General features: G+C 73.3%; 23 protein-coding genes. 14 read left to right on the top strand and 9 right to left on the bottom strand.

Translation table 11 applies throughout. The annotated features are described in order from the left end of the window. Positions 1–101 precede the first annotated feature (101 nt). From ACFXGA_RS01545 to ACFXGA_RS01530, 4 genes are all read right to left on the bottom strand, one after another. Positions 102–761: a DUF5336 domain-containing protein gene (locus ACFXGA_RS01545; protein ID WP_378083279.1), complete on the bottom strand. Its 660-nt coding sequence runs from the start codon at positions 759–761 to the stop codon at positions 102–104. A gap of 183 nt (positions 762–944) precedes the next feature. Next, a complete protein-coding gene (gene sucD / locus ACFXGA_RS01540) occupies positions 945–1,835 on the bottom strand; it encodes a succinate--CoA ligase subunit alpha (protein ID WP_378083277.1) in 891 nt (296 codons plus the stop codon). A gap of 2 nt (positions 1,836–1,837) precedes the next feature. Next, on the bottom strand, positions 1,838–3,007 hold the full coding sequence (sucC, locus tag ACFXGA_RS01535) for an ADP-forming succinate--CoA ligase subunit beta (protein WP_378083275.1): 1,170 nt from the start codon (positions 3,005–3,007) through the stop codon (positions 1,838–1,840). A gap of 239 nt (positions 3,008–3,246) precedes the next feature. Continuing rightward, on the bottom strand, positions 3,247–5,151 hold the full coding sequence (locus ACFXGA_RS01530; protein WP_378083274.1) for a hypothetical protein: 1,905 nt from the start codon (positions 5,149–5,151) through the stop codon (positions 3,247–3,249). Positions 5,152–5,167: 16 nt separating this feature from the next. Here ACFXGA_RS01530 and ACFXGA_RS01525 point away from each other — a divergent pair, with 16 nt between their 5' ends. Beyond that, positions 5,168–6,229: an esterase/lipase family protein gene (locus tag ACFXGA_RS01525; RefSeq protein WP_378083271.1), complete on the top strand. Its 1,062-nt coding sequence runs from the start codon at positions 5,168–5,170 to the stop codon at positions 6,227–6,229. 261 nt (positions 6,230–6,490) lie between these two features. Further along, positions 6,491–7,207, top strand: a complete 717-nt coding sequence (locus ACFXGA_RS01520) for a M23 family metallopeptidase (protein WP_378083268.1) — start codon at positions 6,491–6,493, stop codon at positions 7,205–7,207. 249 nt (positions 7,208–7,456) lie between these two features. On the opposite strand, the gene pcrA is transcribed toward ACFXGA_RS01520, so the two are convergent. Beyond that, positions 7,457–9,784 (bottom strand): DNA helicase PcrA, encoded by a 2,328-nt coding sequence (gene pcrA / locus ACFXGA_RS01515; protein WP_378083265.1) that lies wholly within the window; start codon positions 9,782–9,784, stop codon positions 7,457–7,459. A gap of 219 nt (positions 9,785–10,003) precedes the next feature. Here pcrA and ACFXGA_RS01510 point away from each other — a divergent pair, with 219 nt between their 5' ends. Further along, positions 10,004–10,264 (top strand): chorismate mutase, encoded by a 261-nt coding sequence (locus ACFXGA_RS01510; RefSeq protein ID WP_378083264.1) that lies wholly within the window; start codon positions 10,004–10,006, stop codon positions 10,262–10,264. Positions 10,265–10,298: 34 nt separating this feature from the next. On the opposite strand, the gene ACFXGA_RS01505 is transcribed toward ACFXGA_RS01510, so the two are convergent. After that, positions 10,299–11,360, bottom strand: coding sequence for a histone deacetylase (locus tag ACFXGA_RS01505; RefSeq protein WP_378083263.1), 1,062 nt, complete (start codon positions 11,358–11,360; stop codon positions 10,299–10,301). 64 nt (positions 11,361–11,424) lie between these two features. On the opposite strand from ACFXGA_RS01505, the gene ACFXGA_RS01500 reads away from it, so the two are divergent. The 6 genes from ACFXGA_RS01500 to ACFXGA_RS01475 all read left to right on the top strand — a co-directional run bounded on the left by ACFXGA_RS01500 (position 11,425) and on the right by ACFXGA_RS01475 (position 18,188). Then, the gene (locus tag ACFXGA_RS01500) at positions 11,425–11,739 is read left to right on the top strand and encodes a hypothetical protein (protein WP_378083261.1); all 315 of its coding nucleotides are present in this window, start codon (positions 11,425–11,427) and stop codon (positions 11,737–11,739) included. A 208-nt stretch (positions 11,740–11,947) separates the two neighbouring features. Next, positions 11,948–12,796 (top strand): hypothetical protein, encoded by an 849-nt coding sequence (locus tag ACFXGA_RS01495; protein ID WP_378083258.1) that lies wholly within the window; start codon positions 11,948–11,950, stop codon positions 12,794–12,796. A gap of 201 nt (positions 12,797–12,997) precedes the next feature. Continuing rightward, positions 12,998–13,693: a hypothetical protein gene (locus ACFXGA_RS01490; protein WP_378083257.1), complete on the top strand. Its 696-nt coding sequence runs from the start codon at positions 12,998–13,000 to the stop codon at positions 13,691–13,693. A gap of 157 nt (positions 13,694–13,850) precedes the next feature. Further along, positions 13,851–14,738: a hypothetical protein gene (locus tag ACFXGA_RS01485; protein ID WP_378083255.1), complete on the top strand. Its 888-nt coding sequence runs from the start codon at positions 13,851–13,853 to the stop codon at positions 14,736–14,738. Between the two features lie 388 nt (positions 14,739–15,126). Next, on the top strand, positions 15,127–16,479 hold the full coding sequence (locus ACFXGA_RS01480; RefSeq protein ID WP_378083252.1) for a serine/threonine-protein kinase: 1,353 nt from the start codon (positions 15,127–15,129) through the stop codon (positions 16,477–16,479). Positions 16,480–16,592: 113 nt separating this feature from the next. Continuing rightward, a complete protein-coding gene (locus tag ACFXGA_RS01475) occupies positions 16,593–18,188 on the top strand; it encodes a serine/threonine-protein kinase (protein ID WP_378083250.1) in 1,596 nt (531 codons plus the stop codon). Here ACFXGA_RS01475 and ACFXGA_RS01470 read toward each other — a convergent pair. Next, a complete protein-coding gene (locus ACFXGA_RS01470; RefSeq protein ID WP_378083248.1) occupies positions 18,178–19,074 on the bottom strand; it encodes a LysR family transcriptional regulator in 897 nt (298 codons plus the stop codon). The genes ACFXGA_RS01475 and ACFXGA_RS01470 overlap by 11 nt on opposite strands. A gap of 54 nt (positions 19,075–19,128) precedes the next feature. On the opposite strand from ACFXGA_RS01470, the gene ACFXGA_RS01465 reads away from it, so the two are divergent. The 3 genes from ACFXGA_RS01465 to ACFXGA_RS01455 all read left to right on the top strand — a co-directional run bounded on the left by ACFXGA_RS01465 (position 19,129) and on the right by ACFXGA_RS01455 (position 22,165). Further along, positions 19,129–20,082: a DMT family transporter gene (locus tag ACFXGA_RS01465; protein WP_378083246.1), complete on the top strand. Its 954-nt coding sequence runs from the start codon at positions 19,129–19,131 to the stop codon at positions 20,080–20,082. Between the two features lie 195 nt (positions 20,083–20,277). Beyond that, positions 20,278–20,688 carry an SsgA family sporulation/cell division regulator gene (locus tag ACFXGA_RS01460; RefSeq protein WP_233825336.1) on the top strand — a complete coding sequence of 137 codons (411 nt, stop codon included), beginning with the start codon at positions 20,278–20,280 and terminating at the stop codon, positions 20,686–20,688. 22 nt (positions 20,689–20,710) lie between these two features. After that, the gene (locus tag ACFXGA_RS01455; protein ID WP_378083243.1) at positions 20,711–22,165 is read left to right on the top strand and encodes a protein kinase; all 1,455 of its coding nucleotides are present in this window, start codon (positions 20,711–20,713) and stop codon (positions 22,163–22,165) included. Positions 22,166–22,172: 7 nt separating this feature from the next. Here the strand turns inward: ACFXGA_RS01455 and ACFXGA_RS01450 are convergent, their stop codons facing one another. Both ACFXGA_RS01450 and ACFXGA_RS01445 read right to left on the bottom strand, forming a co-directional pair. Continuing rightward, the gene (locus tag ACFXGA_RS01450; protein WP_053721568.1) at positions 22,173–22,823 is read right to left on the bottom strand and encodes a response regulator transcription factor; all 651 of its coding nucleotides are present in this window, start codon (positions 22,821–22,823) and stop codon (positions 22,173–22,175) included. Further along, a complete protein-coding gene (locus ACFXGA_RS01445) occupies positions 22,820–24,061 on the bottom strand; it encodes a PspC domain-containing protein (RefSeq protein WP_378083239.1) in 1,242 nt (413 codons plus the stop codon). Before ACFXGA_RS01445 ends, ACFXGA_RS01450 begins: the two co-directional genes overlap by 4 nt. A gap of 110 nt (positions 24,062–24,171) precedes the next feature. Here ACFXGA_RS01445 and ACFXGA_RS01440 point away from each other — a divergent pair, with 110 nt between their 5' ends. Continuing rightward, entirely contained in the window at positions 24,172–25,431 is a 1,260-nt protein-coding gene (locus tag ACFXGA_RS01440; RefSeq protein WP_378083238.1) for a PspC domain-containing protein, read from the top strand. After that, positions 25,424–25,627: a hypothetical protein gene (locus tag ACFXGA_RS01435; RefSeq protein ID WP_378083235.1), complete on the top strand. Its 204-nt coding sequence runs from the start codon at positions 25,424–25,426 to the stop codon at positions 25,625–25,627. Before ACFXGA_RS01440 ends, ACFXGA_RS01435 begins: the two co-directional genes overlap by 8 nt. The last annotated feature ends 94 nt before the right edge of the window (positions 25,628–25,721 follow it).

Genomic DNA, 25,721 nt, shown 5'->3' with positions numbered 1-25,721 from the left:
AGACGTACCCTGCCGGGGGGTCCCGGTGCCTCCCGCGGCGCGCGCCGTGTGCGTCTGCGGCCGCGCACCCCGCCCCCCCCCCACCCCCTCTCACGACGTGCTCAGCCCTGCTGCGGGCCGCCGAAACCGCCGGGCGGCGTGCCCTGGCCGGGCTGCGGGCCGGGCTGGCCGAACTGGCCCGGCTGCGGCATGTAGGACGTCGGCTGCGGCTGGGAGGGCTGCGCCTGGCCCTGCTGCTGCGGCGGCGGGGCCTGCTGGCCGAACTGGCCGGACGGCGGGCCGAACTGCTGCGGCTGCTGGCCCTGCTGCGGGAACGCGCCCGAGTGCGGGTTCCAGCCGCCCGGCTGGCCGTAGACGTTCGCGGTCTTCGGCTGCAGCTTCACGATGCCCGTCTCCAGCAGCAGGCTCATCACGACGGCCGCCGTGAGCAGCAGCGACACGATCAGCAGCACGATCTGCATGCCCTGGACGTCGGCCTCGGTGGTGATCAGACCCTGGAGCAGCCCCAGCGTGGGGATCAGCGCGAACGGCACCGCCGCGTACAGCAGGCCCTTGGGCGCCTTCGGCAGCACGGACAGGCCCGCGAGCGTGCCCGCCGCGTACAGGTACTCGGAGGACGGCACGTCGTCGGCGAACGCGAGCAGGAACGCGATCAGCGCCAGACCGGCGGCGACCAGCGGAAGGATGAGGTTCAGGTTCACACCCACCGCCGGCTGCGCCGGACCCGGCGGCTGCTGAGGGGCGCCGTACGGCTGGGACATGATGCGGTCTCCTCCACCTGCGAACTGATTTCGGGTCGACAGAACGCTAGCCGATGCACACTCTCCGACGGCGACCGGACTCCCGTGGTTCCCCCCAATGTGCGCATTGACTCGTCCGAACACGCACCGAGGGCCACCTCACGGGGGAGGTGGCCCTCGGCGGGTTGCCCGAACGGAGCAGCGTCAGCCGATGGACTGCATGATCTCGCGCATGAGGGCGGCGGTCTCGCTCGGCGTCTTGCCGACCTTCACGCCCGCGGCCTCCAGGGCCTCCTTCTTCGCCTGCGCGGTGCCGGCCGAGCCGGACACGATCGCGCCCGCGTGGCCCATCGTCTTGCCCTCGGGCGCGGTGAAGCCCGCCACGTAGCCGACGACCGGCTTGGTGACGTTCTCCTTGATGTAGGCCGCAGCCCGCTCCTCGGCGTCGCCGCCGATCTCGCCGATCATCACGATCGCCGCGGTCTCCGGGTCGGCCTCGAAGGCCGCCAGCGCGTCGATGTGGGTGGTGCCGATGATCGGGTCGCCGCCGATGCCGATCGCGGTGGAGAAGCCGAAGTCCCGCAGCTCGTACATCATCTGGTAGGTCAGCGTGCCCGACTTCGACACCAGGCCGATCTTGCCCGGGCCGGAGATGTTGGCCGGGATGATGCCCGCGTTGGACTGCCCGGGGCTGATCAGGCCGGGGCAGTTCGGGCCGATGATCCGGGTCTTGTTGCCGGTCGCGACGGCGTGCGCCCAGAACGCGGCGGTGTCGTGCACCGGGATGCCCTCGGTGATCACGACGGCCAGGCCGATGCCCGCGTCGATCGCCTCGATGACGGCCGCCTTGGCGAACGCCGGCGGCACGAAGATCACGGTGACGTCGGCGCCGGTGGCCTCCACGGCCTCGGCCACGGTGCCGAACACCGGCAGCACGGTGCCGTCGAAGTCGACCTTCTCGCCCGCCTTGCGCGGGTTCACGCCGCCGACGATGGTCGTGCCGGACGCCAGCATCCGCTTGGTGTGCTTGGTGCCCTCGGCGCCGGTCATGCCCTGGACGATGACCTTGCTGTCCTTGGTGATGAAGATAGCCATCGTCAGACCCCCGCAGCCGCGAGCTCGGCGGCCTTGTCGGCCGCGTTGTCCATAGTGTCCACCACGGTGACCAGCGGGTGGTTGGCCTCGGCGAGGATCCGCCTGCCCTCCTCCACGTTGTTGCCGTCCAGGCGGACCACGAGCGGCTTGGTGGCCTCGTCGCCCAGGATGCCCAGCGCGGCCACGATGCCGTTGGCCACCGCGTCGCACGCGGTGATGCCGCCGAACACGTTCACGAACACCGAACGCACGTCGGGGTCGTGCAGGATGATGTCCAGGCCGTTGGCCATGACCTCGGCCGACGCGCCGCCGCCGATGTCGAGGAAGTTCGCGGGCTTGACGCCGTTGTGCTTCTCGCCGGCGTACGCCACCACGTCCAGGGTGGACATCACGAGACCGGCGCCGTTGCCGATGATGCCGACCTGGCCGTCGAGCTTGACGTAGTTGAGGCCCTTCGCCTTGGCCTTGGCCTCCAGCGGGTCCTCGGCCTGCTTGTCGACCAGCGCCTCGTGGCCGGGGTGGCGGAAGGAGGCGTTCTCGTCGAGGGTGACCTTGCCGTCGAGCGCGACGATCCTGCCCTCGGGGTCGCGGACCAGCGGGTTGACCTCGACCAGCGTGGCGTCCTCGGAGACGAAGGTGTCCCACAGCTTCACGATGACGTCGGCCACCTGGTCGGCCACCTCGGCCGGGAACTTGGCCGCGGCCACGATCTCGTCGGCCTTCGCGCGGTCCACGCCCTTGATCGCGTCCACCGGCACCTTGGCCAGGGCCTCGGGCTTGGTCGCGGCGACCTCTTCGATGTCCATGCCGCCCTCGACGCTGGCCATGGCCAGGAAGGTGCGGTTGGCGCGGTCGAGGAGGAAGGAGAAGTAGTACTCCTCGGCGATGTCGGACGCGGGCGTCACCAGCACGCGGTGAACGACGTGCCCCTTGATGTCCAGGCCGAGGATCGCCTCGGCCTTGGCCTCGGTCTCGTCCGGGGTCTCGGCGAGCTTGACGCCGCCCGCCTTGCCACGGCCACCCGTCTTGACCTGGGCCTTGACCACGACGGTCTGGCCGAAGCGCTCGGCGATGGCCTTCGCCTCGGCGGGGGTGCTCGCCACGTCGCCCGGAAGTACCGGGACGTCGTGGGCGGCGAAGAGGTCCTTCGCCTGGTACTCGTACAGGTCCACTCGGGTCTCCTGCGACGTCGGTGTCGGACACCGCGTCATGTCGTGCGGTCCTCATGGTCCGGCGCTCCAGGCCGGGGCCTGGCGCCCACACGTACCAGGCATCACCTGGAACGCCGGCACAGCCGTGGGGGACCGGCTCGACGCGGCTTCGCAAGACACTATCGACCTGCTCGGACTCCACCGCACCCCACGCCCGTGAAGTCCGTCATAGAGGTGGTGAGGTCGATCACCACACCGATTCAGCGGGCCGTGCGCAGCGCGCCGGCGACGAGGAACGCGGCCGTCGCGGCGACGGCGAGCCACAGGCCCGGACCGGGCGCGGCCTCGGCGGCGCGGGCGGCGGTCAGCGGGTACTCCAGGGCGCGGACGGCCGTGACGACGGCCGCGCCGAGCAGCAGCGCCGCGCCCCGGCCCGGCCGGGCCTTGAGCGCGATGCCGGCGGCGGCCACGACCGCGAGCAACGCGACGAGCAAGCCGAAGGAGCCGACGCGCAACCCGAACGCGCCGAACGGCACGAAGTCCGGCGCGCGCAGCACGGGCAGGGCGAACGCGCCGAGGGCGAGCAGCGCGGCGATCAGGGTGGTGGCGACCAGCGGCAGCGGCGGTTCGGTCGTGGTCGTGCCGATCTCGTCCCGCTCCACCGCGCCGGCCAGCGCGGCGAGGACGGCGGCGACCGCCGCGGCGACCACGGAGCCCGCGGTGAACCAGACGCCGACCCCCGGCTGGACGAGGTTGACCCGCGTCGCGGCGAACACGGCGTCGAGCGCGCCGGCGGCGGCGAGCCCGACGGTGGCCGTGGCGACGGTGAAGGCGGGGCGGACGGCGGCCTTGGCGAGCAGTGCGGCGGCGAGCACGGCGAGGGCGATCGCGGCCGGCCAGAGCAGGCGCGCGGCGTAGGCCGTGGGCGCGGGGAAGCCGGCGGGCACGACGAGCTGGGCGGTGGACGCGCCGGCGGCCGCGGCCGCCGCGGCGAGCAGGCCGGCCGTGCCCGCGATGACGTGCAGCCGGCGTTGGCCCGGCAGTTCGAGGTCGTGCGGGTCGGCGTCCTTGGGGGTCCGCTGCGGCCACGCGAGCGCGACGGCGGCGGCGAGCACGAGGAACGGGCCGACGGCCGGGCCCACGCGGTCCACGGCGAGGGCCGTCGCGATCGGCGGCAGCGCGAGAGCGAGCAGGGCGGCGGCCAGGCCGAGCAGGCCGCCCCTGCGGGCCTCGTGGGTGGTGGCGCTGGCCGCGAGGACCGCGAGGGCGGGCGCGGCGAGGGTGAGGACGAGCCCGCCGAGCATCGGCAGCGTCGGCGACTCGAACGGGCCGCGGGCCGGGATCAGCGCGTCGGTCGAGGTGAACGGCGCGGTGAACAGGCCGATGCCCGCCACGATGCCGGCCGTCGCGGGCCGGACGAAGCCCGCCCGTTCGCTGCGGACGTCCGGTTCCGCGCCGAGGGTCGCCAGCGCGCCCGCGGCGATCAGCAGGACGTGCCCGGCGACGAGCAGCCACGCGCCCGCGGTGGGGGTGGGCGCGGCGAGGGACTGCGGCCGGAACAGCTCCGGGCGGGAGGCGTCGACCGGGTCGAGGACGAGTTGCAGGTCGTTGAGCAGCCGTCCGACGGCGAACACGGCGGGCGCGACGAGCGCCGCCGCCGCGGTCAGCTCCTGGCCGCGAGCGAGGAAGACGGCCGCCAGGGCCGTGGGGAGCACGGCGAGCAGCGCCAGCAGCGGCCAGGCCGTGAACGCGGGCGGCGCGGAGGCGTCGACCACGCCGACAGCCGGGGCCACCGCGGTGAGCAACGCGCCCGCCGCGGCCACCCCGACCGCCGCCCGCAGTCTCGTGGTGGGCGGTGAGACCGGTTCAGCGGTTCGGGTCACCGGCCGGACGCTAGCAAAACCGCGGGCACGGCGACGGCCGGCACCGCGCGGCCCCGGGTTGCGCAGGGCGAGCGCGGACCGGAGGTTGTGCAGGGGCGAGCGCGGACCGGGAGGTTGCGCGGGGCTGAGGTTGTGCAGGGGCGAGCGCGGACCGGGAGGTTGCGCGGGGCTGAGGTTGTGCAGGGCGGGGTTGTGCAGGGCCGGGTTGTGCAGGGCCGGGTTGTGCAGGGCCGGGTTGCGCAGGGCCGGGTTGCGCAGGGCCGGGTTGCGCGGGGCGGGCACCGGGTACTGGTGGTCGATGGGGGCATCATCGACTTCCGGGGGCCGGCTCGCGGCCGGCTGGGCGGACCGGCTCAAGGCGACCTGGGCGGACCCGCTCGCGGCGACCGGGCTGGACCGGTTCGCGACCACCTGGGCGAACCGGCTGGACGCCGGGCTCCGGGTGGCGGGCAAGGCCCTCGGGCCGGCCGGGGGCGTGCTGCGGGCGGTCGCGTCGCCGGCCGGGGTGCGCGGTGTGGCGGTCGAGGCGGCCTGGCTGGCGGCGCACACCGTGCTGTACCCGTGGGGCGCGTTGGAGGAGAGGCCGAAGGCCGATCGCCACTACCGCACCGACCGCCTCCCGCCCCGCCGGCGCGGTCTCCTCGTTTCGGCCGGGGAAGCGGCGGGCACCCCCATCGTGTTGGTGCACGGCATCGGGGACAACAGGTCCGCCTTCGCAGTGCTGTCGGGGGCGCTGCGGAGGCGGGGCTTCACCGCCGTGCACGCGGTGAACCACAGCGTGCTGACCGCGGTGACGGGGGACGTCCGGCGGTCGGCGGCGCTGCTCGGGGAGCAGGTCGAGCGGATCCGCGAGCGGACCGGGGCCGACCGGGTGCACGTGGTCGGCCACTCGTTGGGCGGGCTCATCGCCCGTTATTACGTGCAGCGCCTCGGCGGCGACGAGCGGGTGCGCACGCTGACCACCCTCGGCACCCCGCACCGCGGCACCCTGGCCGCCTACCTGCTGCCCACGCCCCTGACCAGGCAGTTGAGGCCCGGTTCGGAGCTGTTGTCCGAATTGGCCGAACCGTCCCCGCCCTGCCGCACCCGGTTCGTCGTGGTGTGGAGCGAGTTGGACCAGGTGATCGTCCCGCAGGCCAACGCCCGGTTGACGCACCCGGCGCTCGTCGTGGAGGAGCACCGGATACGTGATTCAGGTCACCTTTCGCTCTCGATCGACACGCGGGTACTTGATCTAATTGTGACTGCGATCACTCGTTCGCATGGCAACCCCTCTCACCCCATCGTGCCTGGACCCACCGGGTTTCGGAGCGATACGGCGACGGTGAGTGACCACTCATACGCGGGTGTGTCCCACTGACCGCTAAACGGTAGACATCGTCATCGGGGATTGCCCTTAAGGGCTCCGCGCCGTTATCTTCCCCCGGTCCGTTGTCACGGTCTGGTCACAAGCAGGACGACGAGTCGGTACCCCGACCGGCTCACCGGGATCCCCCGCCCGGCAGTCCGACCGGACTCCCCGAAGACGGAAGGCCAGGTTTTGTCTCAACACCGCTCCCCCGGCGGCCATACGAGCTCTGCGGTGCTCGAAGAAGCGGCAGACCGCGCTTCGACCCGTGGCGTGGGCTCTCACCGGCTCCCGCCCCCGCCCTCGGCGCTGCGCGGCCGGATCGTGGTCGCCGCGGTCGCCGTCGGCGCCTTCGCGGCCGCCGGCGCAGGGCAGACGCTCCACGCCCTCGGCTCCGACTCGCCGTCCTCGTCCGACGAGGTCACCCCGCTCGCGAACGCCGCCGACGGCGCCGCCGCGTTCGGCGTCGGCGGCACCGGTCCGGCGTCCCCGCAGGTCCTGCCCGTCGCGAAGACGGTCGACCCGGCGGCCGAGGCGCAGAAGCTCGTCAAGAGCCAGCAGATCACCGAGACCCGCGAGGCCGAGGAGGCCGAGGCCAGGCGACCCAAGTTCGCCCGCCCCGCCGCCGGCGAGTTCACGTCCGGGTGGGGTGGTCGCTGGGGCGAGATGCACTACGGCATCGACATCGCCGGCCCCATCGGCACCCCGATCCTGTCCGCCGCGGATGGTGTCGTGATCGAGGCCGGTCCCGCAAGCGGTTTTGGCCTCTGGGTCAAGGTCGAGCACGCCGACGGCTCCGTGACCGTCTACGGCCACGTGGACACCTACTCCGTGCGCAAGGGCCAGAAGGTCCTCGCGGGCGAGCAGATCGCGCGCATGGGCAACCGCGGCTTCTCCACCGGCCCGCACCTGCACTTCGAGGTGTGGAACCCGGACGGCAAGAAGATCAACCCGCTGTCCTGGCTGAACTCCAAGGGCATCAGCGTCTGAGCGCACCGACGCGAAGAGCCGGGCTGCACGAGGCAGCCCGGCCCTTGCTCTGTGGAACCGTCCCCCTTCGATCCCCCCTGTGCGGTCACCGTCCCCGACGCGGCTCCCGCACGCCCCCGTGCACCACACCCCCGCTGCCGCCGGCGGCTCCCCCTGGCCGGTTCGCCCCGACCGACCCGGCCGTCCCGCTGGTGACACCCCTATAGACGTGCGAGTGCCATTCGGGTTGCCCGGGAATCCGGCAGGGCCTCAGAGCTTCACGAGGGGCACGCCGCCGATGAGCATCAGCCGCACGGTCCCCGCGCCGCCGAAGTCGATCGTGGCCGTCGCCCGGGGCCCCGAGCCGTCCACGGCGACCACGCGGCCGAGCCCGTACTTGTCGTGGCTGACCCGGTCGCCCACGTCCAGCTTGAGCGCCGGCGTGTCCTTCCAGCCCGCGTTCGTGGGCGCGGGGCGCGAGGCGCCCGAACCGCGGCCCCACGACGTCGGCGCGGACGGCGCGGACCGCCTGGGCTCCACCCGCCGCCAGTCGATCAGGTCGGCCGGGATCTCGTCCAGGAACCGCGACGCCGGGTTGGCCGACGGCTGCCCCCACGCCGAGCGCACCAGCGCCCGGGACAGGTACAGCCGCTTCTGCGCCCGGGTGATGCCGACGTACGCCAGGCGGCGCTCCTCGGCCAGCTCGGTCGGGTCGCCCAGGGCCCGCAGGTGCGGGAAGACGCCGTCCTCCCAGCCCGTGCAGAACACGACGGGGTACTCCAGGCCCTTGGCGGTGTGCAGGGTCATCAGCGTGACCACGCCGTCGGACTCCGCGTCCGGCACCGAGTCGGCGTCCGCGACCAGCGACACCCGCTCCAGGAACGCGGCCAGCGAGCCCTCGGAGGGAAGGCCCTCGTCCTCCTCCGGCACCGGGACCGCCGCGCCGAGGTCGGTGAACTCGCGGGCCACCGTGACCAGCTCGTTCAGGTTCTCGACGCGGGTGTGGTCCTGCGGGTCCTCGCTCGCCTCCAGCTCGGCCCGGTAGGCGGTCTTCTCCAGCACCGCCTCGAGGATGTCCGCCACGTCGTCGCCGCGCTCGACCAGCTCCCCCAGCTCGTCCATCAGCTCGACGAACCCGGCGATCGCGTTGCGGGAACGCGGGTTGAGCAGCGGCACCTTGCCGGTCACCGCGTCGCGCAGCGCCGCCGCGAAGCTGATCCGCTCGCGCTCGGCGTACATCGACACGCACGCCTCCGCGCGCTCGCCGATGCCGCGCTTGGGCACGTTGAGGATGCGCCGCAGCGACACCGTGTCGTCCGGGTTGGACAGCGCCCGCAGGTACGCCAGCGCGTCGCGCACCTCGCGCCGCTCGTAGAACCGCACGCCGCCGACGACCCGGTAGGGCAGGCCGAGGCGGATGAAGATCTCCTCGAACACGCGCGACTGGTTGTTGGTCCGGTAGAACACGGCGATCTCGCCGTTGTTCGCCTCGCCGCCGTCCACCAGGCGGTCGATCTCGTTGGCGACGAACTGCGCCTCGTCGTGCTCGTTGTCCGCGACGTAGCCGACGATCTTCTCGCCGTCGCCCAGGTCGCTCCACAGCCGCTTGTCCCGGCGGTTCGGGTTGCGCGAGATGACCGCGTTGGCGGCGCTGAGGATGGTCTGCGTGGACCGGTAGTTCTGCTCCAGCAGGATCGTGGTGGCCTGCGGGTAGTCGCGCTCGAACTCGACGATGTTGCGGATCGTCGCGCCGCGGAAGGCGTAGATCGACTGGTCCGCGTCGCCCACCACGCACAGCTCGCCCGGCGGCACGCCGTCGGAGCCCGTGCCGATCAGCTCGCGGACCAGCGTGTACTGCGCGTGGTTGGTGTCCTGGTACTCGTCGACCAGCACGTGCCGGAACCGGCGGTGGTAGTGCTCGGCCACCTCGGGGTGCCGCTGGAGCAGCTCCACCGTGCGCATGATGAGGTCGTCGAAGTCGAGCGAGTTCGACTCGCCCAGCCGGCGCTGGTAGCTCTCGTAGACCTCGGCGACGCGGCGCTCCAGGTCGTTGGCCGCGCGCTCCTTGGCGGTGGCGGCGTCGACCAGCTCGTTCTTGAGGTTCGAGATGTGGATCGCCAGCGTGCGCGCCGGGTAGCGCTTGGGGTCCAGGTCGAGGTCGCGCGCCACGAGCGTGATCAGCCGGCGCGTGTCGTCCGAGTCGTAGATGGAGAAGTTGGACGACATGCCGAGGGTCTTGGCCTCGCGGCGCATCACCCGCACGCACATCGAGTGGAACGTGGAGACCCACATCGAGCGGGCCCGCGCGCCGACCAGGTCGGCCACCCGCTCCTTCATCTCGGCGGCGGCCTTGTTGGTGAAGGTGATCGCCATGATCTCGCCGGGGTGGACGTCCCGCTCGGCGAGCAGGTAGGCGATGCGGCGGGTCAGCACGCGCGTCTTGCCCGAGCCCGCGCCCGCGACGACCAGCAGCGGCGCGCCCGAGTGCTCGACGGCCCGGCGCTGGGACGGGTTGAGGTCGTCGAGCAGCCGCCCGGAACGGGACCGGTCGGACCGGGAAGAGGGGGGACTTGGGGGCAAGTCGAACAAGGCGCTCATCGCCTGTTCACGTTACCGGGTACCCCCGACAGCCCGTGGCTGTGGCATGATGTGGCGGTGCGCATGGCCCACTTCGAGTTTTTCTACGGGATCCGGACTCCGGCTCCCGTGGACCGCTAGCGCCGAACAAGCCACCACGAAGCCCCGGAGTCCTCGGACCCCGGGGCTTCGCTGCTGCCAGGGCTGGGACTCCAACCGGAGAGTCGAGAGGTCGTCACGATGAACAGCACCGAAACCGCCCAGGACATCGACGCGTTGCGCCAGGAGATCGACCACCTGGACGCCGAGCTGTTGCGGCTGGTCAAGCGACGGGTCGAGGTCTCGAAGCTGATCGGCGCGGCCCGCATGGCCGCCGGCGGCACCCGGATCGTGCACAACCGGGAGATCGACGTCATCAACCGCTACAAGGACCTCGGCCCGGAGGGCCGGGACCTGGCGATGATCCTGCTCAAGCTGGGTCGCGGCCCCCTCGGCAGGTAACCCCGCCGGACCGCCGACCCCGGTCCCGCGGGGGTCAGCGGGCGAAGTCCCACGCCGTGAGCGCGGCCTTGGCCCTGGCCAGGTCCGCGCTCACGAGCTGGGTGTCGTCCGGCACGTAGGCGAGCGGGTCCTCCAGCAGCTCCAGCCCCAGCAGGCCCTCCACCAGCGCGTGCAGGCACAGCGCCGAGTAGCCGCGCAGGTAGCCGCCCTCCTGCGTGAGCACGGTGGGCAGCCCGAGCCCCGACACGGCCCGGCCGATGTGCCGGTAGCCCGCGGCGGTCAGGTTGTGCCTGCCGTTCGGGTCGAACGCCGACCCGTCGAACCCGGACGCGCAGACCAGGAAGTCCGCGCCGAACTCGGCCAGCGCCGGGAAGGCGACCTCCTCCAGCGCCCGCCGGTACGCGCCGTCCCCCGCGCCCAGCGACAGCTCGACGTTGATGTTCGACGGGCCCGACTCGGCGGGCCCGCCCGTCTGCGGGTGGTTCGCGCCCCACGGGCCGTGGCGCATGTGCACGGACACGGTGAGCACGTCCGGGGTGTCGCGGAACACCTCCTGCGTGCCGTTGCCGTGGTGCACGTCCCAGTCCAGCACCGCGACCCGGCGACCCGCGCGCCGGGCCGTCTCGGCGACCAGCGCGGGGTTGTTGACCAGGCAGTACCCGTCCGCCATGGTCCGCTGCGCGTGGTGGCCGGGCGGGCGGACCAGGGCGTACGCCAGGCGCGTGCGGCCGGCGGCGACGGCCTCGTACGCGGCGAGCGCGGTGCCGGCGGCGGCCCGGACGGCGTCCCACGAGCCGGGGCCGACCGGGGTGTTCACCTCGACGGCGGCGCCCGTGGCGCACGCCGCCCGCAATCGTGCCAGGTAGGACGGGGTGTGGACGCGGGCCAGCTCCTCGTCGTCGGCGAACCGCCCGGTCGAGAAGGTCAGGTGCGGCGCGACCGGGCCGTGCCGCAGGGCGTGCCGGAACGTGCGCAGCCTGGCCGCGTTCTCCGGGTGCGGTTCGGGCTCGTCGAGCCACTCCCACCGGCCGGGCAGCTCCCACAGCCCGGTGCCGGTGTCGTGCTCGAGGCACGCGTCGTGCCAGAAGACCTCCACCCCGGTGGGATATCAGGGCGATCACGGATGGTCCAGCGGGTTTGTCCGAGGGCACACTGGTGCCATGGTCATCGGTCTCATCACGGGCCTCATCGCGATCCTGGGTGTGCTCGCCGCGCTGGCGCACGACGGGTACCTCGCGATGCTCGGTTCCGCCGCCAAGTCCAAGCGCGCCGCGGGCGCGCCCATCGCCCAGTACGTGCGCAGCCGGTGGACCGTCGCCGGGGTGACGACGATCATCGCGCTCGTGGGCCTGCTGATCACGTCCGGGTCCAGCGTCTCCGGCGACATCATCGGCGCGCTGATCGCGGGCGGCGCGGGCCTCGCCGCCACCAACGCGCTCCAGGGCACCCGGAAGAGGCTGAACAGCGGAAGCTGAGCAGGTTCACCCTTAAGTGTGTGGATCAGACCCACAAGGCTGATCCACCCGGCTCCACGGGAACCCGCCACCTACGCTGAGGCAGCAGCGGGGTACTCGGCGTCCCACCCCCATTCCCCGCGCGGCTCGAACCCACCGGGTGAGTTCGGGCCCGGCAGGTGAAACCCGCGAGGGCCGTCCGGCCAGGGGGCGGGAGGGGTCGGCGAGCATGGACATCGGGGATGCGGAACGGTCGGACCGGCGTCGGCGGCAGGACGGGACGGCGCACCGGGCGCCCACGTGCGGCGAGCCAACGGCCGAGCGCCCGGCGGCCGCGCGGGACCCGTTCGGCCACCCCGACGCCGTGGGGCTGTGCAAGTTCAACATCGGCCTGGTCCCCGCGTCGGTGACGCCGCCCCGCACGTGGAAGGCGGCCGCCTGGTTCGCCGTGCTGTCCTCGGCGGGCGTCCTGGTCGGGCTCGCGGTCGCGGCGGCCAACCTGGTCGGTTCGAGCGGCCCGGCCGAGCGCATCGCGCTGCCCGGCTACCCGACCGACGTGCCGCTGCTCACCCACTTCCCCACCAGCCCCCCGCCGACGACGACCGCCGAGGACCCGGGCCGCACGCCGGCCGAGGCGTCCGCGGCGGGTCTGGCCGACGGCGAAGGCGTCGGCGGCGGCTCCCCGGTCGGGCGCACCGACGGCGCGACCGCGGCGCAGGCCGCGTCCCCCGTGGTCACCACCGTGCCGGCGACCGACGGCCCGGTCGTGGACCCCGAGGCGATCGCGGTGAGCACCGAGCTGTTCTACGAGCAGGTGGCGGCCGACACCGACACGGCCCTGACCCTCGTGTCGGAGACGTTCCGGGCGACCGGCGAGGCGTTGCTGCACGAGGACTTCGCCGACGTGGCGGCCGTCGAGGTGCGGGAGATCAGCGTGGACCCCGTGCGCGGCGTCACGGTGAGCACGTTGCACCTCACCCGCAAGGACGGGACCACGACCACGGAGAAGCGGGAGCTGTCGTTCACCACCGACGGCCCCCTGATGATCCACGGGGAGCGTCGCGCGCCCGGCGCGTGACCGCCCGCGTTCCGTAGTCCTTCGTCCGTTCGGGCGACGGGTTTTGACCACTGGTCGCCACGAACGAGTGAAGTCCCCCGCTGAGCTGGATTCCCACCCGCCCCCGACGGTACGAGTCTTGGCGACGACACGACGAGGGAGTCGCCAGTGCAGCGCCCTACGACGAGCGGTCGCAGGCACAACCGCGCGGGTTCGGTCACGGTGGCGGAGCTGATCCGGAAGCAGCCCGCGCCGACGCGCGTCCGGCTCCGCCAGCCGGTCGGCGCGCACGGCCTCGCGGGTGGCGCGCACCCGGAGCCGCCGCCGAGGGGCAGGGCCAGGCTGGTCGGTGTGGTCGCCGGGGCGGTCGTGCTCCTGGGCTGGATCGCGGGCGCCGCGATCCTGGCGGGGAACCGCCCCGCCGGTCCCGTCGAACCGCGGGTCGAGCCGCCCGCGTCGATCACCGGGTCGTTCGCGCTGCGGCCGGACGTGCTGTCGGGGCGGCTCGGCGGCGAAGGGCCCGACCGGGCGGTCGCCCGGCCGCACCAGCCGCCGCCGGCGGCCGACGAGTCGCCGGTCATGGTGCCGACCCCGCACCTGGTCGTCGGGCCCCAACCGCAGGTGGACGTGGTGCGGCGGTTCTTCGAGCTGCTGCCGGCCAACCCGGCGGAGGCGTCCCGACTGCTGTCGCCGGACCTGCTCGGCGGGGACGGCGGGGACTTCGTCGAGTCCTGGGGCGTGGTGCAGGCGATCACCCTGGAGGCGACCCGGCTGCGGCCGGACGGCACGGTGCTCGCGGTCGTGTCGCTGCAGGAGCGCACCGGTCGGTGGATGCACGTCGAGCAGGTATTCCACTTGACCGACACGAGCGTTCCGCGCATCGTCGGCACCGAGGTCTTGGCCGCGCAACGCCAGTGACGATCCGTAGCGATCACACCCCCGGAGTTCACTGTGCGTTCATAAATCCCTGGAAGTCGTAGGAAACTTCACTCAAAGGGGTTACGTAGACGGTCACGATTCGGTATCCATGGTCCCAGTCAGTAGCGCGATGCACTCCCGGGAAAGGTGTCCAGCGGTGTCGAACGACGACAAACGCCGTCGACAGGATGGCTCGACGGCCAAGCTGTCCGTCGCCGACCTGCTCGCCCGGCGCGAGGCGGAGACGCAGCCGATCCCGCGGATCCCCACCGGTGAGGACCGGGCGCCCCGGCGCGACCGCCACGACGACGAGCAGACCGTCCGCTTCCCGGCGTCCGCCGTCTCCGGCGCGACCAACCTCTCGGGCCGCGAACTGCACATCACCGAGCTGCTGCGCCGCGAGGGCCGCGCCGGCGAGGAGGAGCGCGGCGGCGGGTTCTCCGTGCCGAAGCTCGTCGCGATGGCCAGCGGCGGCGTGGTGCTCGCCGGCACCGTCGCGTTCACCGCGAGCAACCTGCTGACGTCCCCGGACGAGCGCCCGCCCGCCGAGGTGCGCTTCGACGCCCGCCCGGCCGCCCGCGCCACGAACACCCTCACCAAGGACCTCGGCGCCGCCGCGGCCCAGCAGGCGCAGCCGCAGGCCGAGACGACGACCACCACGCCGGAGCAGACTGGGCAGCCCGCGCAGACGACGACCCAGCGCCAGCAGCGGCCCGTGCAGCAGCAGCCGACCGCCACGACGACCACGCAGCAGCAGCCCGAGCAGCAGGCCACCACGAGCACGCAGGCGCCGAGCCCGAGCAGCAGCACGCAGACCACGACCCCCGCGCCGACGACCACGACGCCCGCACCGCCGAGCAGCAGCTCGCAGCCGCCGTCGTCCAACCCCTCGTCCACGCCGCCGTCGTCCTCGACGCCGCCGTCGTCGTCCGTCCCGAGCACCCCGCCGGGCGAGGACGACGACCAGGGCCTCGGCCTGGACCTCGACCTGGGCAAGATCCTGAACCCGATCGGCGGGTTCGACTTCTTCGCCCCGGCCAACTGATCGCACCGCAGGTCCGTCCCGAACCCCCCTCCCGGCGTGCCCGAGGGGTCGTTCCGCGGTGGCCGAACCGACCTCCGCAGCCGCGCGGACGACCGGCGCAACCACCCGAACGGGTGGCCCACCGGGCGGTTAGGCCGTTCGGCCGCAAAACTGGCGATCTTCGTGCGAACGGGTGTCCTTACGGGCCGGTATCAGGTATCCCTTCCCGGTCACCTCTCGGCTCACGTGACCTGCGCAACGGCTCGAAAGGCGTAGTCACGGCCGGGGTAGGCTCTGCGGGCGAGCGGTGGCCTAGCCTGTTCCGCGCACCGATCCGCACGACGAGGAGCCCGAGCGTGAGACCTGCTGCCCTTGCCGCGGTCACGCAGCGCCCCAGCGAGGTGGTCCGGTGAGCAACGACGGTCGCGTCATCGCCGAGCGCTACCGGTTCCTGGACCGGATCGGCAGCGGCGCGATGGGCATCGTGTGGCGCGCCCAGGACGAGCGCCTGGGCCGGATCGTGGCGATCAAGCAGCTCCTGCTCGCGCCGAGCCTGGACGAGCGGGAGCAGGACGAGGCCATCCAGCGCGCCATGCGCGAGGGCCGCATCGCCGCCAAGCTGCACCACCCCAACGCCATCGCGGTCTACGACGTGGTGGAGGAGAACGGCGCTCCGTGCCTGGTCATGGAGTACCTGCCGTCCTACAGCCTGGCCGACACGATGGCCGAGCACGGCCCGCTCGACCCGGTCGAGGTCGCCCAGATCGGCATGCAGGCCGCCGCCGCGCTGGCCGCCGCGCACGCCGCCGGGATCGTCCACCGCGACGTCAAGCCCGGCAACGTGCTGCTGGCCGACAACGGCCTGGTCAAGATCACCGACTTCGGCATCTCGCGGGCCAGCGACGACGTCACGGTCACCAAGACCGGCCTGATCGCGGGCACCCCCGCCTACCTCGCGCCGGAGATCGCGCGCGGCCAGGACCCGACGCCCGCCTCGGACGTGTTCTCGCTCGGCTCGACGCTGTACGCGGCGGTCGAGGGCGAGCCGCCGTTCGGGCTGTCGGAGAACACCCTGGGCGTGCTGCACGCCGTCGCGGCGGGCCGGATCAACCCGCCGACGGTCGACCACCCGTTGACCGACGTGCTGCTGCGGCTGCTCAACTACGACCCGGCGGACCGGCCGACCATGGCGCAGGCCCGCGACATGCTCAGCGCCGTGGCCCACGGCCGCAACCCCAGCCTGACCGGCATGCTGCCGGCCGGCCCACCGGGGTTGGCGCCGGCGCCCGCGGGCGCCACGGCGGTCCTGGACGCCGACCGCACCCGCGTGGTGCGGCCCGGTCCGCGGTCCACGGGCGGCGCCACGCCGGTCGCGCCGCCGCCGTCGCGGTCGAACAACCGGGCGCTGGTGATCGCGGCCGTCGTGCTGGGCGCCCTGCTGCTGCTGGGCTTCCTGGCGGTGGCGCTGGACTGGTTCGGCGGGAAGGACCCGATCACGACGCCGCCGGGCGAGACCAGCTCGTCGTCGCCCAAGCCGACCACCACGACCACGGCCCCGCCGACGACGACCACGGTCGAGACGCAGACGGTCACGGTGCAGCCCACCACGACGACCACCACCGCGCCGCCCACCACGACCACGACCACGACGACCACCACCCCGCCGACGACCACCACCACCACCACGACGACCACCACCGCGCCGCCCACCACGACGACGACCACCCCACCTCCTGCCACGGGGGCGGGACAGGGTGGGTAGCGGACCTCGTAAGGTGTGGTGTTGAACCCGATCGGGTGACGCAACGTCCTTGTCCTAGTGGCGTCTTGTCGTTCGCCACTGAATGAAGCCCTAGCAGCTACTGGGAGCACGCCGTGAGCGACGATGGCCGCCTGGTTGCCGGCCGCTACCGACTTGGCCGGCGGATCGGCAGCGGTGCGATGGGCGTCGTCTGGCAGGCGCACGACGAGCGACTGCACCGCACGGTCGCGGTCAAGCAGCTGTTGCTCCAGCCCGGCTTGGCCGAGTCCGACACGGACGAGGCGAAGCGCCGCGCGATGCGCGAGGGCCGGATCGCCGCCCGCCTCCAGCACCCGCACGCGATCGCGGTGTACGACGTGGCGGAGGACGACGGCCAGCCCTGGCTGGTGATGGAGTACCTGCCGTCCAAGAGCCTGTCCACGGCGCTGTCGGAACGCGGCACGCTGCCGCCCCGCGACGTGGCGTCGATCGGCTCGCAGGTCGCCTCCGCCCTCGCCGCCGCGCACAACGCCGGGATCGTGCACCGCGACATCAAGCCGGGCAACATCCTGCTCGGCAACGACGGCACGGTGAAGATCACCGACTTCGGCATCTCGCGGGCCACGGGCGACGTCACGGTCACCGCGACCGGGATGCTCGCCGGCACGCCCGCCTACCTCGCGCCCGAGGTGGCCAAGGGGTACGACCCCGGCCCGCCCTCGGACGTGTTCTCGCTGGGCTCGACGCTGTACGCGGCCGTCGAGGGCGCGCCGCCGTTCGGCCTGAACGAGAACACCATCGCGTTGCTGCACCAGGTCGCGTCGGGCAAGGTGGTGCCGCCCAAGCAGGCCGGCCCGCTGACCGCGCTGCTGATGCGCCTGCTGCGCGCCGAGCCGGAGGACCGGCCCACCATGGCCGAGGCCCGGGAGGCGCTGGCCGCGGTCGCCGCCGGCCGGGCCGCGCCCGAGTTCCCGGTGGCGCTGCCGCAGACCCACCCGCCGTCGTGGCAGGGCGCGCCGGTGCAGGCGCCGGCCCGCACGCCCGCCCCGGCCAACCAGAACGCGCCGCAGGCCGCGGCGGCTCCCCAGGCCCCGGCGGCGACCCGGATCGCGCCCGCGCCCGCCCCGGCGGCGCAGCAGCGGCAGGCAGGCCACACCCCGCCGCCGGCCCGGCCGGGCGGCGGCGCCAGACCCGGCGGTCCCATCCGGAACAAGCGGTCCGCCGTGGTCACCGCGCTGGCCGTCGCGGTCGCCGCGGTCGTCGGCATCCTGCTGGCGAGCGTGCTGTCCGACGGCGGCGGTGGCGGCGAGCAGGCCGCGCCGACGACGTCCACCACCGCGCGGGAGGCCGGCGCGGAGGCGTCGGTCACGCCGACGAAGAAGTCGACCGCGCCGCCCGCCAAGATCACCGCCGCGCCCACGCCCGAGCAGCAGGAGCAGGCCGTCCGCGACTACTTCGGCCTGCTGCCGGAGCACATCGACGAGGGCTTCAGCCGGCTGACCGCCAAGATGCAGTCCTCGGCCGGCGGCGCGGGCGGCTACGAGGGCTGGTGGAAGCTCGTGGAGTCGGTGGACCTCAAGAGCGTGCGGATGAACTCGCCCTACGCCTACGAGGTCGACCTCGCCTACCGGATGAAGGACGACTCCGTCAGCGAGGAGCGCAAGCTGATCATCCTCAAGTGGGAGAACCAGGGCATCTTCATCGACGGCGAGCAGAAGCTCAGCTCGTAGCCGACCCCTTCAGCGCCTCCAGCAGGCTCGTCACGGCGGGCGAGCCGACGCCCTCCTCGCGGATCGCGGCGCAGATGGTCCTGGTCGGCTCCGGGTGGCGCAGCTTGCGGACCACCACGCCGGGGTGGATCACGCCCAGGCTGAGCTTGGGCACGATGGTGACGCCGAGCCCGGCCGCGACGAACCCCTGGGCGGTCGGGTAGTCGTCGGCCTCGACCACGACGTTCGGCGCGAACCCCGCGCCCGCGCAGGCGTCGAGCACGATGTCGCGGCACGGCCCGGGCGGCGTCACGGCGTCCACCCACTGCTCCTCGGCCAGGTCGGCGAGGTCGAGCACGCGCTTGCGGGTCAGCTCGTGCCCGCGCCGCAGCACGGCCAGGTACGGGTCGTCGAGCAGGTGCACGAGGTGCACGCCGCGCGGCGGCTCGGCGTTCCCGTGGTGCACGACGATCGCCACGTCGGCGCGGCCCGCCTCGACTTCCACCATCGGGTCGTCCGGCTCGGTGAGCTTGAGGTCGAGCTGGACGTCGGGGTGGCCGGCGCGGAACTGGGCCACGGCGGGCGGCACGAGCGCCGCGCCCGCGGTCGCGAAGTAGCGCACCCGCAGGCGCCCGGTGCGGCCCGCGCGCAGGTCGGCCAGGGCCGCCTCCGCCTCCACCAGCCGGTCCGTGATGTGCGCGGCGTGCTCGGTGAGCAGCCGGCCCGCGAGGGTGGGCCGCACGCCCCGCCCGACCCGGTCCAGCAGCGGCAGCCCGGCCTGCCGCTCCAGGGCCGAGACCTGCTGGCTGACGGCCGAGGGCGTGTACCCCAGGTTCACCGCCGCGGCGGTGATGGAGCCGGTGGTCACCACGGCCCGGAGCACCTGCATGCGTCGCACGTCCAACATGCGTCAACCGTACAGTGGCGCTTAAGCGTCGTGCAGTTCTATTCACTTGTGCTGATGCTTGACGAGGCGCAAGGTGTGCTGGTGAACAAGCCTGGCACGCTGATCAGGATGGGTGTCCTGGCCCTGCTCTGGGGCTCCAGCTTCCTGTGGATCAAGATCGCCCTGACCGGGTTGTCGCCGGTCCAGATCACGCTCACCCGCACCGCCCTGGGCGCGGCGGTGCTGGTCGCGCTGCTGTACTGGAAGAAGCAGCGGCTGCCGCGCGACCGGACGTCGTGGCTGCGGCTCGGCTTCGCCGCGGTGTTCGGCAGCGCGGTGCCGTTCGCGCTCTTCGCCTTGGGCGAGCAGACGGTGGACTCGGGCGTCGCCGGTGTGCTCAACGCCACCACCCCGCTGTGGGCGCTGGGCATCGGCCTGGCCCTGGGCACGGAGCGGCAGCGCAACCCGGCCCGGTTCGCGGGCCTGGTGCTCGGCTTCGCGGGCGTGCTCCTCATCTTCGCGCCGTGGCAGAAGGCGGGGCTGGCCAGCTGGGGCGCGCTGGCGTGCCTGGCGGCGGCGGCGTCCTACGCGGTGAGCTACGCCTACATCGGCAGCAAGGTGTCCGGGCGCGGCCTGACCCCCATGCAGATCTCCTCGACGCAGCTGGTGGCCGCGGCGGGCATGACGGCGGTCGTGGTGCCGGTGGCCGGGACGCAGCCGGTGCACCTGTCCTGGCAGCCGCTCGTGGCCGTGGCGATCCTGGGCGTCTTCGGCACCGGGGTGGCGTTCGTGCTCAACTACCGCGTCATCGAGGACGAGGGCGCGACCAACGCCACGATGGTCGGCTACCTGCTGCCCGTGGTGTCGGTCCTGCTGGGCGCGTTGTTCCTCGGCGAGGCGCTGAACCTGCGCGTGGTGGCGGGCATGGTCGTGGTGCTCGTCGGCGTCGCGCTGACCCGCAAGCAGCCGGCGACGGCCATCGTGCCGGTCGCGGCGGAGGCGCCGACCCCGGCGGCCACGCTCAAGTGACCTGCGATAACACACCGTTACCCGTCGGTATGCCGGGCGACGGGTCCAACTGAGACGGCCGTCCTGGGCAAACGGGTGGACTTGAGACGCAGGTCTCCCCCGATCGCGTGGTGTTCAGGCGAACCACGTCCCGATTCGCCCTCTCGGACGTCTCCTCACATGAGAGGGACGACTTCCGAAGGGAACCCACAGGCCATGAGCAACGACAGCATCACCATCACAACGACGTTCCACCTCCTGGTCCCGGGCGTGGCCCCGGCCCCGGTGGAGGCCGAGCTGCACTACGAGCCGGAGGACCCGTACGCGGTCGCCGTCCTGTTCCACACCGGGCAGGGCAAGGTCGAGTGGATCTTCGCCCGCGACCTGCTGGCCGACGGCCTGCTGACCTCGGCGGGCGAGGGCGACATCCTGGTCCGGCCGGCCGCCGACGACCCCGAGCGGGTGCTCGTCGAGCTGAACGCGCCCACGGGCTTCGCGATCCTGTCGGCCGACGCCGAGGACATCGCGGAGTTCCTGGACCTCACCTACGACGTGGTCCAGCCCGGCGAGGAGGACCTGTGGATCGACTTCGACCGCGAGCTGGCCAAGTTGGTCTCGACCAACTGACCGCATCGCCTAACCTGCTGGCGTGGAGTCCGGGGGGACGGGGACGGTAGGCGGTCGGTACGCGCTGGTCGAGCGGATCGGCAGCGGTGCCATGGGCGTCGTCTGGCGGGCGCGGGACGGGCTGCTCGACCGCGAGGTCGCGGTGAAGCAGCTCCGGTGGCCGGACCTGACCGACGACGAGGTCGAGGTGGCCAGGGCGCGGGCGATGCGCGAGGCGCGCAACGCGGCCCGGTTGCAGCACCCCGACGCGATTTCCTTGTTCGACGTGGTGGTGGAGGACGGCCGGCCCTGGCTGGTCATGGAGCACCTGCCCTCGCGCAGCCTGGCCGGGCTGCTGGCGGAGGAGGGCGGGTTGGACCCGGTCGAGGCGGCCCGGGTCGGCGGCCGGGTGGCGTCGGCGCTGGCCGCGGCGCACGCGGCGGGCATCGTGCACCGGGACGTGAAGCCGTCGAACGTGCTGATCGGGCACGACGGGACGGTCAAGCTCACCGATTTCGGCATCTCGCGGGCCGCGGGGGACGGCACGCTGACCGACAGCGGCATGATCACCGGCACACCGGCGTACCTCGCGCCCGAGGTGGCGCGCGGTGAGCAGCCGGACCGCGCCTCGGACGTGTTCTCCCTGGGCGCGACGCTGTACGCGGCGGTCGAGGGCAAGTCGCCGCACGGGGTGAGCGACAACAACTTCGGGCTGCTGTACCGGGCCGCGGCGGGGCGGGTCGAGCCGCCGACGCGGTGCGGGCCGTTGACCGGTGTGCTGGAGCGGCTGCTCGCGGCGGACCCGGCCGAGCGGCCCACGGCGGCCCAGGCGGTGGAGCTGCTGGCCGAGATCGGGCGGGCCGACGGGCGGGAGCGCGCCGAGCGGGATTCCGCCGCCCGGAAGGCCGGTGACGCGGACTTCAGCGGACAGGGCGCCGGCGAACGAGCCGCTGCGCCGGGCTCCCGCCCGCGGAACGCCACGGGTGATGCGCGGGACTCGGACCAGGGCGTTCCCGCCGAGCGGGCGTCCGCCGAACCGGGACCGGCCGTCGAGCGGGCGGCCAGGCGGCGGTGGCTCGCGCCGGTGGTGGCGGCCCTCGTGCTGGTCGTCGCCGCGGGCGTGGTCGCGGTGCTCGCGCTCAGGCCCTGGTCGCCCGAGGACACCGCCGCACCGCCGACGACGTTCACCACCGAGAACGCGATCGCGCTGGTCAGCTACCACTACGCCCTGCTGCCGGAGGACCCCGAGGCGGCGTGGCACAACCTGAGCACCTCGTACCGGCAGCAGCCGTTCGAGGAGTACCGGGCGTTCTGGGGCCAGTACGACGACGTCCGCGCCGACCGGATCGAAGCCGTGCAGGACCACCCGACCCGGTTCGTCGTGCGGGTGCGGGTGACGTTCCTGCGGGGCGCGACGGAGGTCTCGGGCTCCTACCAGCTGGTCCTGGAGCAGGTCGAGGACCGGTTGCTGATCAGCGAGTCCCAGCAGCTCGCGTAGCCGCCGGTCAGACCAGCCGGCGGTCGGAGGCCCAGCGGGACAGCTCGTACCGGTTCGACAGCTGCGTCTTGCGCAGCACGCTCGACACGTGCGTCTCGACCGTCTTCACCGAGATGAACAGCTCCGACGCGATCTCCTTGTACGCGTAGCCGCGCGCCAGCAACCGCAGCACGTCCCGCTCGCGCGGGGTGAGCAGGTCCAGCTCCGGGTCGCTGATCGGCGCGGCGCCGGGCCGGTCGGCGAACGCGTCCAGCACGAACCCGGCCAGCCGCGGGCTGAACACCGCGTCGCCCTCCGAGACCCGCACCACCGCGCGCACCAGCTCCTGGCTGGAGATGGTCTTCGTCACGTACCCGCGCGCGCCGGCGCGGATGACCGCGATGACGTCCTCGGCCGCGTCGGACACCGACAGCGCCAGGAACACCACCTCGGGCAGCGCCGTGCGCACCTGCCGCAGCACCTCCGCGCCGCCGCCGTCGGGCATGTGCACGTCCAGCAGCACCACGTCCGGGCGGTGGTGCCCGATCCCCGCCACCGCCTCGCCGACCGAGCCGGCCTCGCCGACGACCTCGATCTCGTCGGTGATCGAGTCCAGCTCGGCCCGCACCCCGGCGCGGAACAACGCGTGGTCGTCCACCAGGAACACCCGGACGGTCATGTCCTGGCCCCCGTCTCTCGCTTGTCTGCGGTCTTCCTCGGCATCATCAGCTGCACCTCCGTGCCCTCACCCAACCGGGTGCGGATCCGGACTTCGCCGCCGTGCCGGTCCATCCTCCCCCCGATGGAGTCCGCGAGGCCATGCCGGTCCTCCGGCACGGTCTCCGGGTCGAAGCCCTTGCCCCGGTCGCGGACGAACACGGTCACCCGATCGGGTTCGACTTCGCCGTACACGCTGATGTCGCCGACGCCCGCGTGCTTGGCCGCGTTGACCATCGCCTCGCGCGCGGCCTGCACCAGCGCGTACAGGTTGGGGTCCAGCAGGCAGTCCCCGACCACGACCTGCTGCACGGCCAGCGCGAAGCTGTCCTCGACCTCGCCGGACGCCTTCGCGATGGCGGCGGACAGGGTGGTGGGCTCGTTGTTGTCCTCGACCACCCGCCCGTACAGCCACTCGCGCAGCTGCCGCTCCTGGCCGCGCGCCAGGCGCTTGACCTCGCGCGGCTGCTCGGCCTGCTTCTGGATCAGGGCGAGGGTCTGGAGCACGGAGTCGTGCAGGTGGGCGGCGATCTCGGCCCGTTCCTCGGTGCGGATGCGGACCCGGCGCTCCTCGCCCAGGTCGTTGATCAGCTTGATCCACAGCGGCACGGTGAGCACCGCCACGCCGCCGAGGGTGGCCACCACGGCCAGCAGCGCGAACCGGAGCTGGTCGATGCCGTAGCTGTTCACCAGCAGGACGCCGATGCCGATGGCCACCAGCGCGACGCCCGCGAGCACGCGCACGACCGTGGTGCGGCCGGAGCCGCCGAGGATCCCGGACCTCGCGCCGTCGCGCCACCGGCGGCGCTGGGCCTCGTCCGCCTCGCGCCACACCACGGCCGCGCCCACGAGGGCCACCGCGAGCGGCCCGGCGATCCAGCCGCTGACCGGTCCGGAGAACAGGCCCGCCAGCACGGCCGCGCCGATGCCCAGGGCGACCAGCCCGAGGGCCTGCTGGCGCTCCCTCGGGGTGGACTGCTCCTCCGGCTCGCCGGCCGCGCGCTGCGGCACGAACAGCCACAGCAGGCCGTAGGCGATCACGCCGACGCCGTTCAACGCGGTCAGCGCGGCGAACGCCGCGCGCACCCAGAACACCTCGATGCCGAGGTGGTCGGCGACCCCGCCGGCCACGCCCGCGACCACCCGGCCGGTCCGCCTGCGGCGCACCGGCTCGACGGCGGTCTTCGTCTCCGAACTCACCCCTTGATGGTCACACGGGGGTGGGGGCCGGTCATCAGGGTTCCACCCGATGCGCGGTTCAGGGTGGGTCCCCGATGTGCGGGCGGCGCGCGTTCAGCAAGCTTGTCGTCGTGAGCGGGAGCATCAGCGCAGCCGGCGTCGAGGAGACGCTGAAGGACTTCTGGGCCACGCGGCCCAGGCGGCCCCACGACGGTCGCAAGATCGCCGGAGTCGCCGCCGGTATCGCCCAGCGGTACCAGATCGACCCGGTGATCGTCCGGGTGGCGTTCGTGGCCATGGCGCTGTGCAACGGCGCCGGGCTGCTCATCTACCTGCTGGGCTGGTTGTGGCTCGCGCAGGCCGACGACGAGGTGTCCGCGGCGGAGGCGCTGATCGGGCGGGGCCGCAGCTCGACGCCGACGGCGCTGACCGTGCTGCTCGGGCTCGCGGTGCTGCCCGCGACCGGGTTCTTCGTCGACGGCGGTTTCACCATGGTCGGCGGGGTGCTGCTGTCCGTGGGGGCGATCTACCTGCTGCACCGCGGTCGCGGGCAGCTCAACCGGCCGGACGTGCCCACCGGGGTGGGGTCCGGCGCGGGAGTCGGGTCGGGGTTGACGACGGACGCGGGGGGAACGGTGTCGGCGGAGGAGCGAGCGACGGAGCGGGTGACGCCGCCGGCCTGGGACCCGCTGGGCGCGGCCCCGTTCGCGTGGGACCTGCCCGAGCCCGGCGGGACGCCGGAGCCGGTGGGCGCGTCGCCCGCCGTGCCGGCGGTCCGGCGGCCGCGGTCGAGGGTCGGGGTGGCGACGTTCGGCGCGGCGCTGGTGGTGCTGGCCGGGTCGCTGGTGGCGTCGTCCTACTCGGACTGGTTCGACGCGCGGCACGTCCTGGGGCTGCTGGTCGCGGTGCTGGGCGGGGGCATGGTGCTCGGCGCGCTGCGGGGCGGCGGCGGGCGCGGGCTGCTGTGGCTGGTCGTGCCGCTGTCGGTGGTCGGGGTGCTGTTGACGACGGTCGACTTCGACGTCGACGCCAGGCAGATGGGCAGCACCAGGGCCCGGCCGGCGACGGTGGAGGACGTGCAGGAGCGGTACACGACGGGCGTCGGCGAGGTCGAGCTGGACCTGACCGGCCTGCCGGCGGGCGGGTCCGGGACCGTGACGACGGACGTCGAGGTCGGGCTGGGCAGCGCGCGGGTCAAGGTGCCGGCCGACGCGGACGTGACGGTGAACTGCCGGACCGACCTCGGCGAGGTGCGGTGCCTCGGTCGCCAGTCCAACGGCAAGAGCGGGCACGAAGAGGTCACCGACTACGGGGCCGACGGGCCCGGCGGGTTGAAGATCGTGCTGGACGTGCGGAGCGATCTCGGAGAGGTGGAGGTGAGTCGTGGCTGAGCGGGATTCGGTCGAGAAGCGCGGTGTCGACGTCGTGGGCCTGGTGTTCGGGGTGGCGGCCCTGGTCGCGGCCGCCTACATGCTCTCCGACGGGGCGGCGTGGCCGGACTTCCTCGACCTGAGGTGGGCGCTGGCCGGCGGGGCGATGGTGATCGGGCTGGGGCTGCTGGCGGGGTCCGCGCGACGACGCCGGTAGTCCGAGGGGGATGCGGGGGAAAGGGGGTATGGCCGCCCCCGGGGCGGCGGGGACCCCCTCGTAGCGCCGCCAACCCACCCCATTTGGCCCGCCG

It is taken from the genome of Actinosynnema sp. NPDC059335, assembly GCF_042752395.1.
Classification (GTDB): domain Bacteria; phylum Actinomycetota; class Actinomycetes; order Mycobacteriales; family Pseudonocardiaceae; genus Actinosynnema.
This window is presented reverse-complemented; position numbering and strand designations above follow the sequence as displayed.

What these genes read in the sequence shown, in the direction of transcription:
- ACFXGA_RS01465 (WP_378083246.1), top strand. Translation starts at nt 19,129, where the DNA reads ATGCTTGACGAGGCGCAAGGTGTGCTGGTGAACAAGCCTGGCACGCTG.
- ACFXGA_RS01460 (WP_233825336.1), top strand. Translation starts at nt 20,278, where the DNA reads ATGAGCAACGACAGCATCACCATCACAACGACGTTCCACCTCCTGGTC.
- ACFXGA_RS01525 (WP_378083271.1), top strand. Translation starts at nt 5,168, where the DNA reads ATGGGGGCATCATCGACTTCCGGGGGCCGGCTCGCGGCCGGCTGGGCG.
- ACFXGA_RS01500 (WP_378083261.1), top strand. Translation starts at nt 11,425, where the DNA reads ATGGTCATCGGTCTCATCACGGGCCTCATCGCGATCCTGGGTGTGCTC.
- ACFXGA_RS01545 (WP_378083279.1), bottom strand. Translation starts at nt 761, where the DNA reads ATGTCCCAGCCGTACGGCGCCCCTCAGCAGCCGCCGGGTCCGGCGCAG.
- ACFXGA_RS01470 (WP_378083248.1), bottom strand. Translation starts at nt 19,074, where the DNA reads ATGTTGGACGTGCGACGCATGCAGGTGCTCCGGGCCGTGGTGACCACC.
- sucD (WP_378083277.1), bottom strand. Translation starts at nt 1,835, where the DNA reads ATGGCTATCTTCATCACCAAGGACAGCAAGGTCATCGTCCAGGGCATG.
- pcrA (WP_378083265.1), bottom strand. Translation starts at nt 9,784, where the DNA reads ATGAGCGCCTTGTTCGACTTGCCCCCAAGTCCCCCCTCTTCCCGGTCC.
- ACFXGA_RS01510 (WP_378083264.1), top strand. Translation starts at nt 10,004, where the DNA reads ATGAACAGCACCGAAACCGCCCAGGACATCGACGCGTTGCGCCAGGAG.
- ACFXGA_RS01495 (WP_378083258.1), top strand. Translation starts at nt 11,948, where the DNA reads ATGGACATCGGGGATGCGGAACGGTCGGACCGGCGTCGGCGGCAGGAC.
- ACFXGA_RS01450 (WP_053721568.1), bottom strand. Translation starts at nt 22,823, where the DNA reads ATGACCGTCCGGGTGTTCCTGGTGGACGACCACGCGTTGTTCCGCGCC.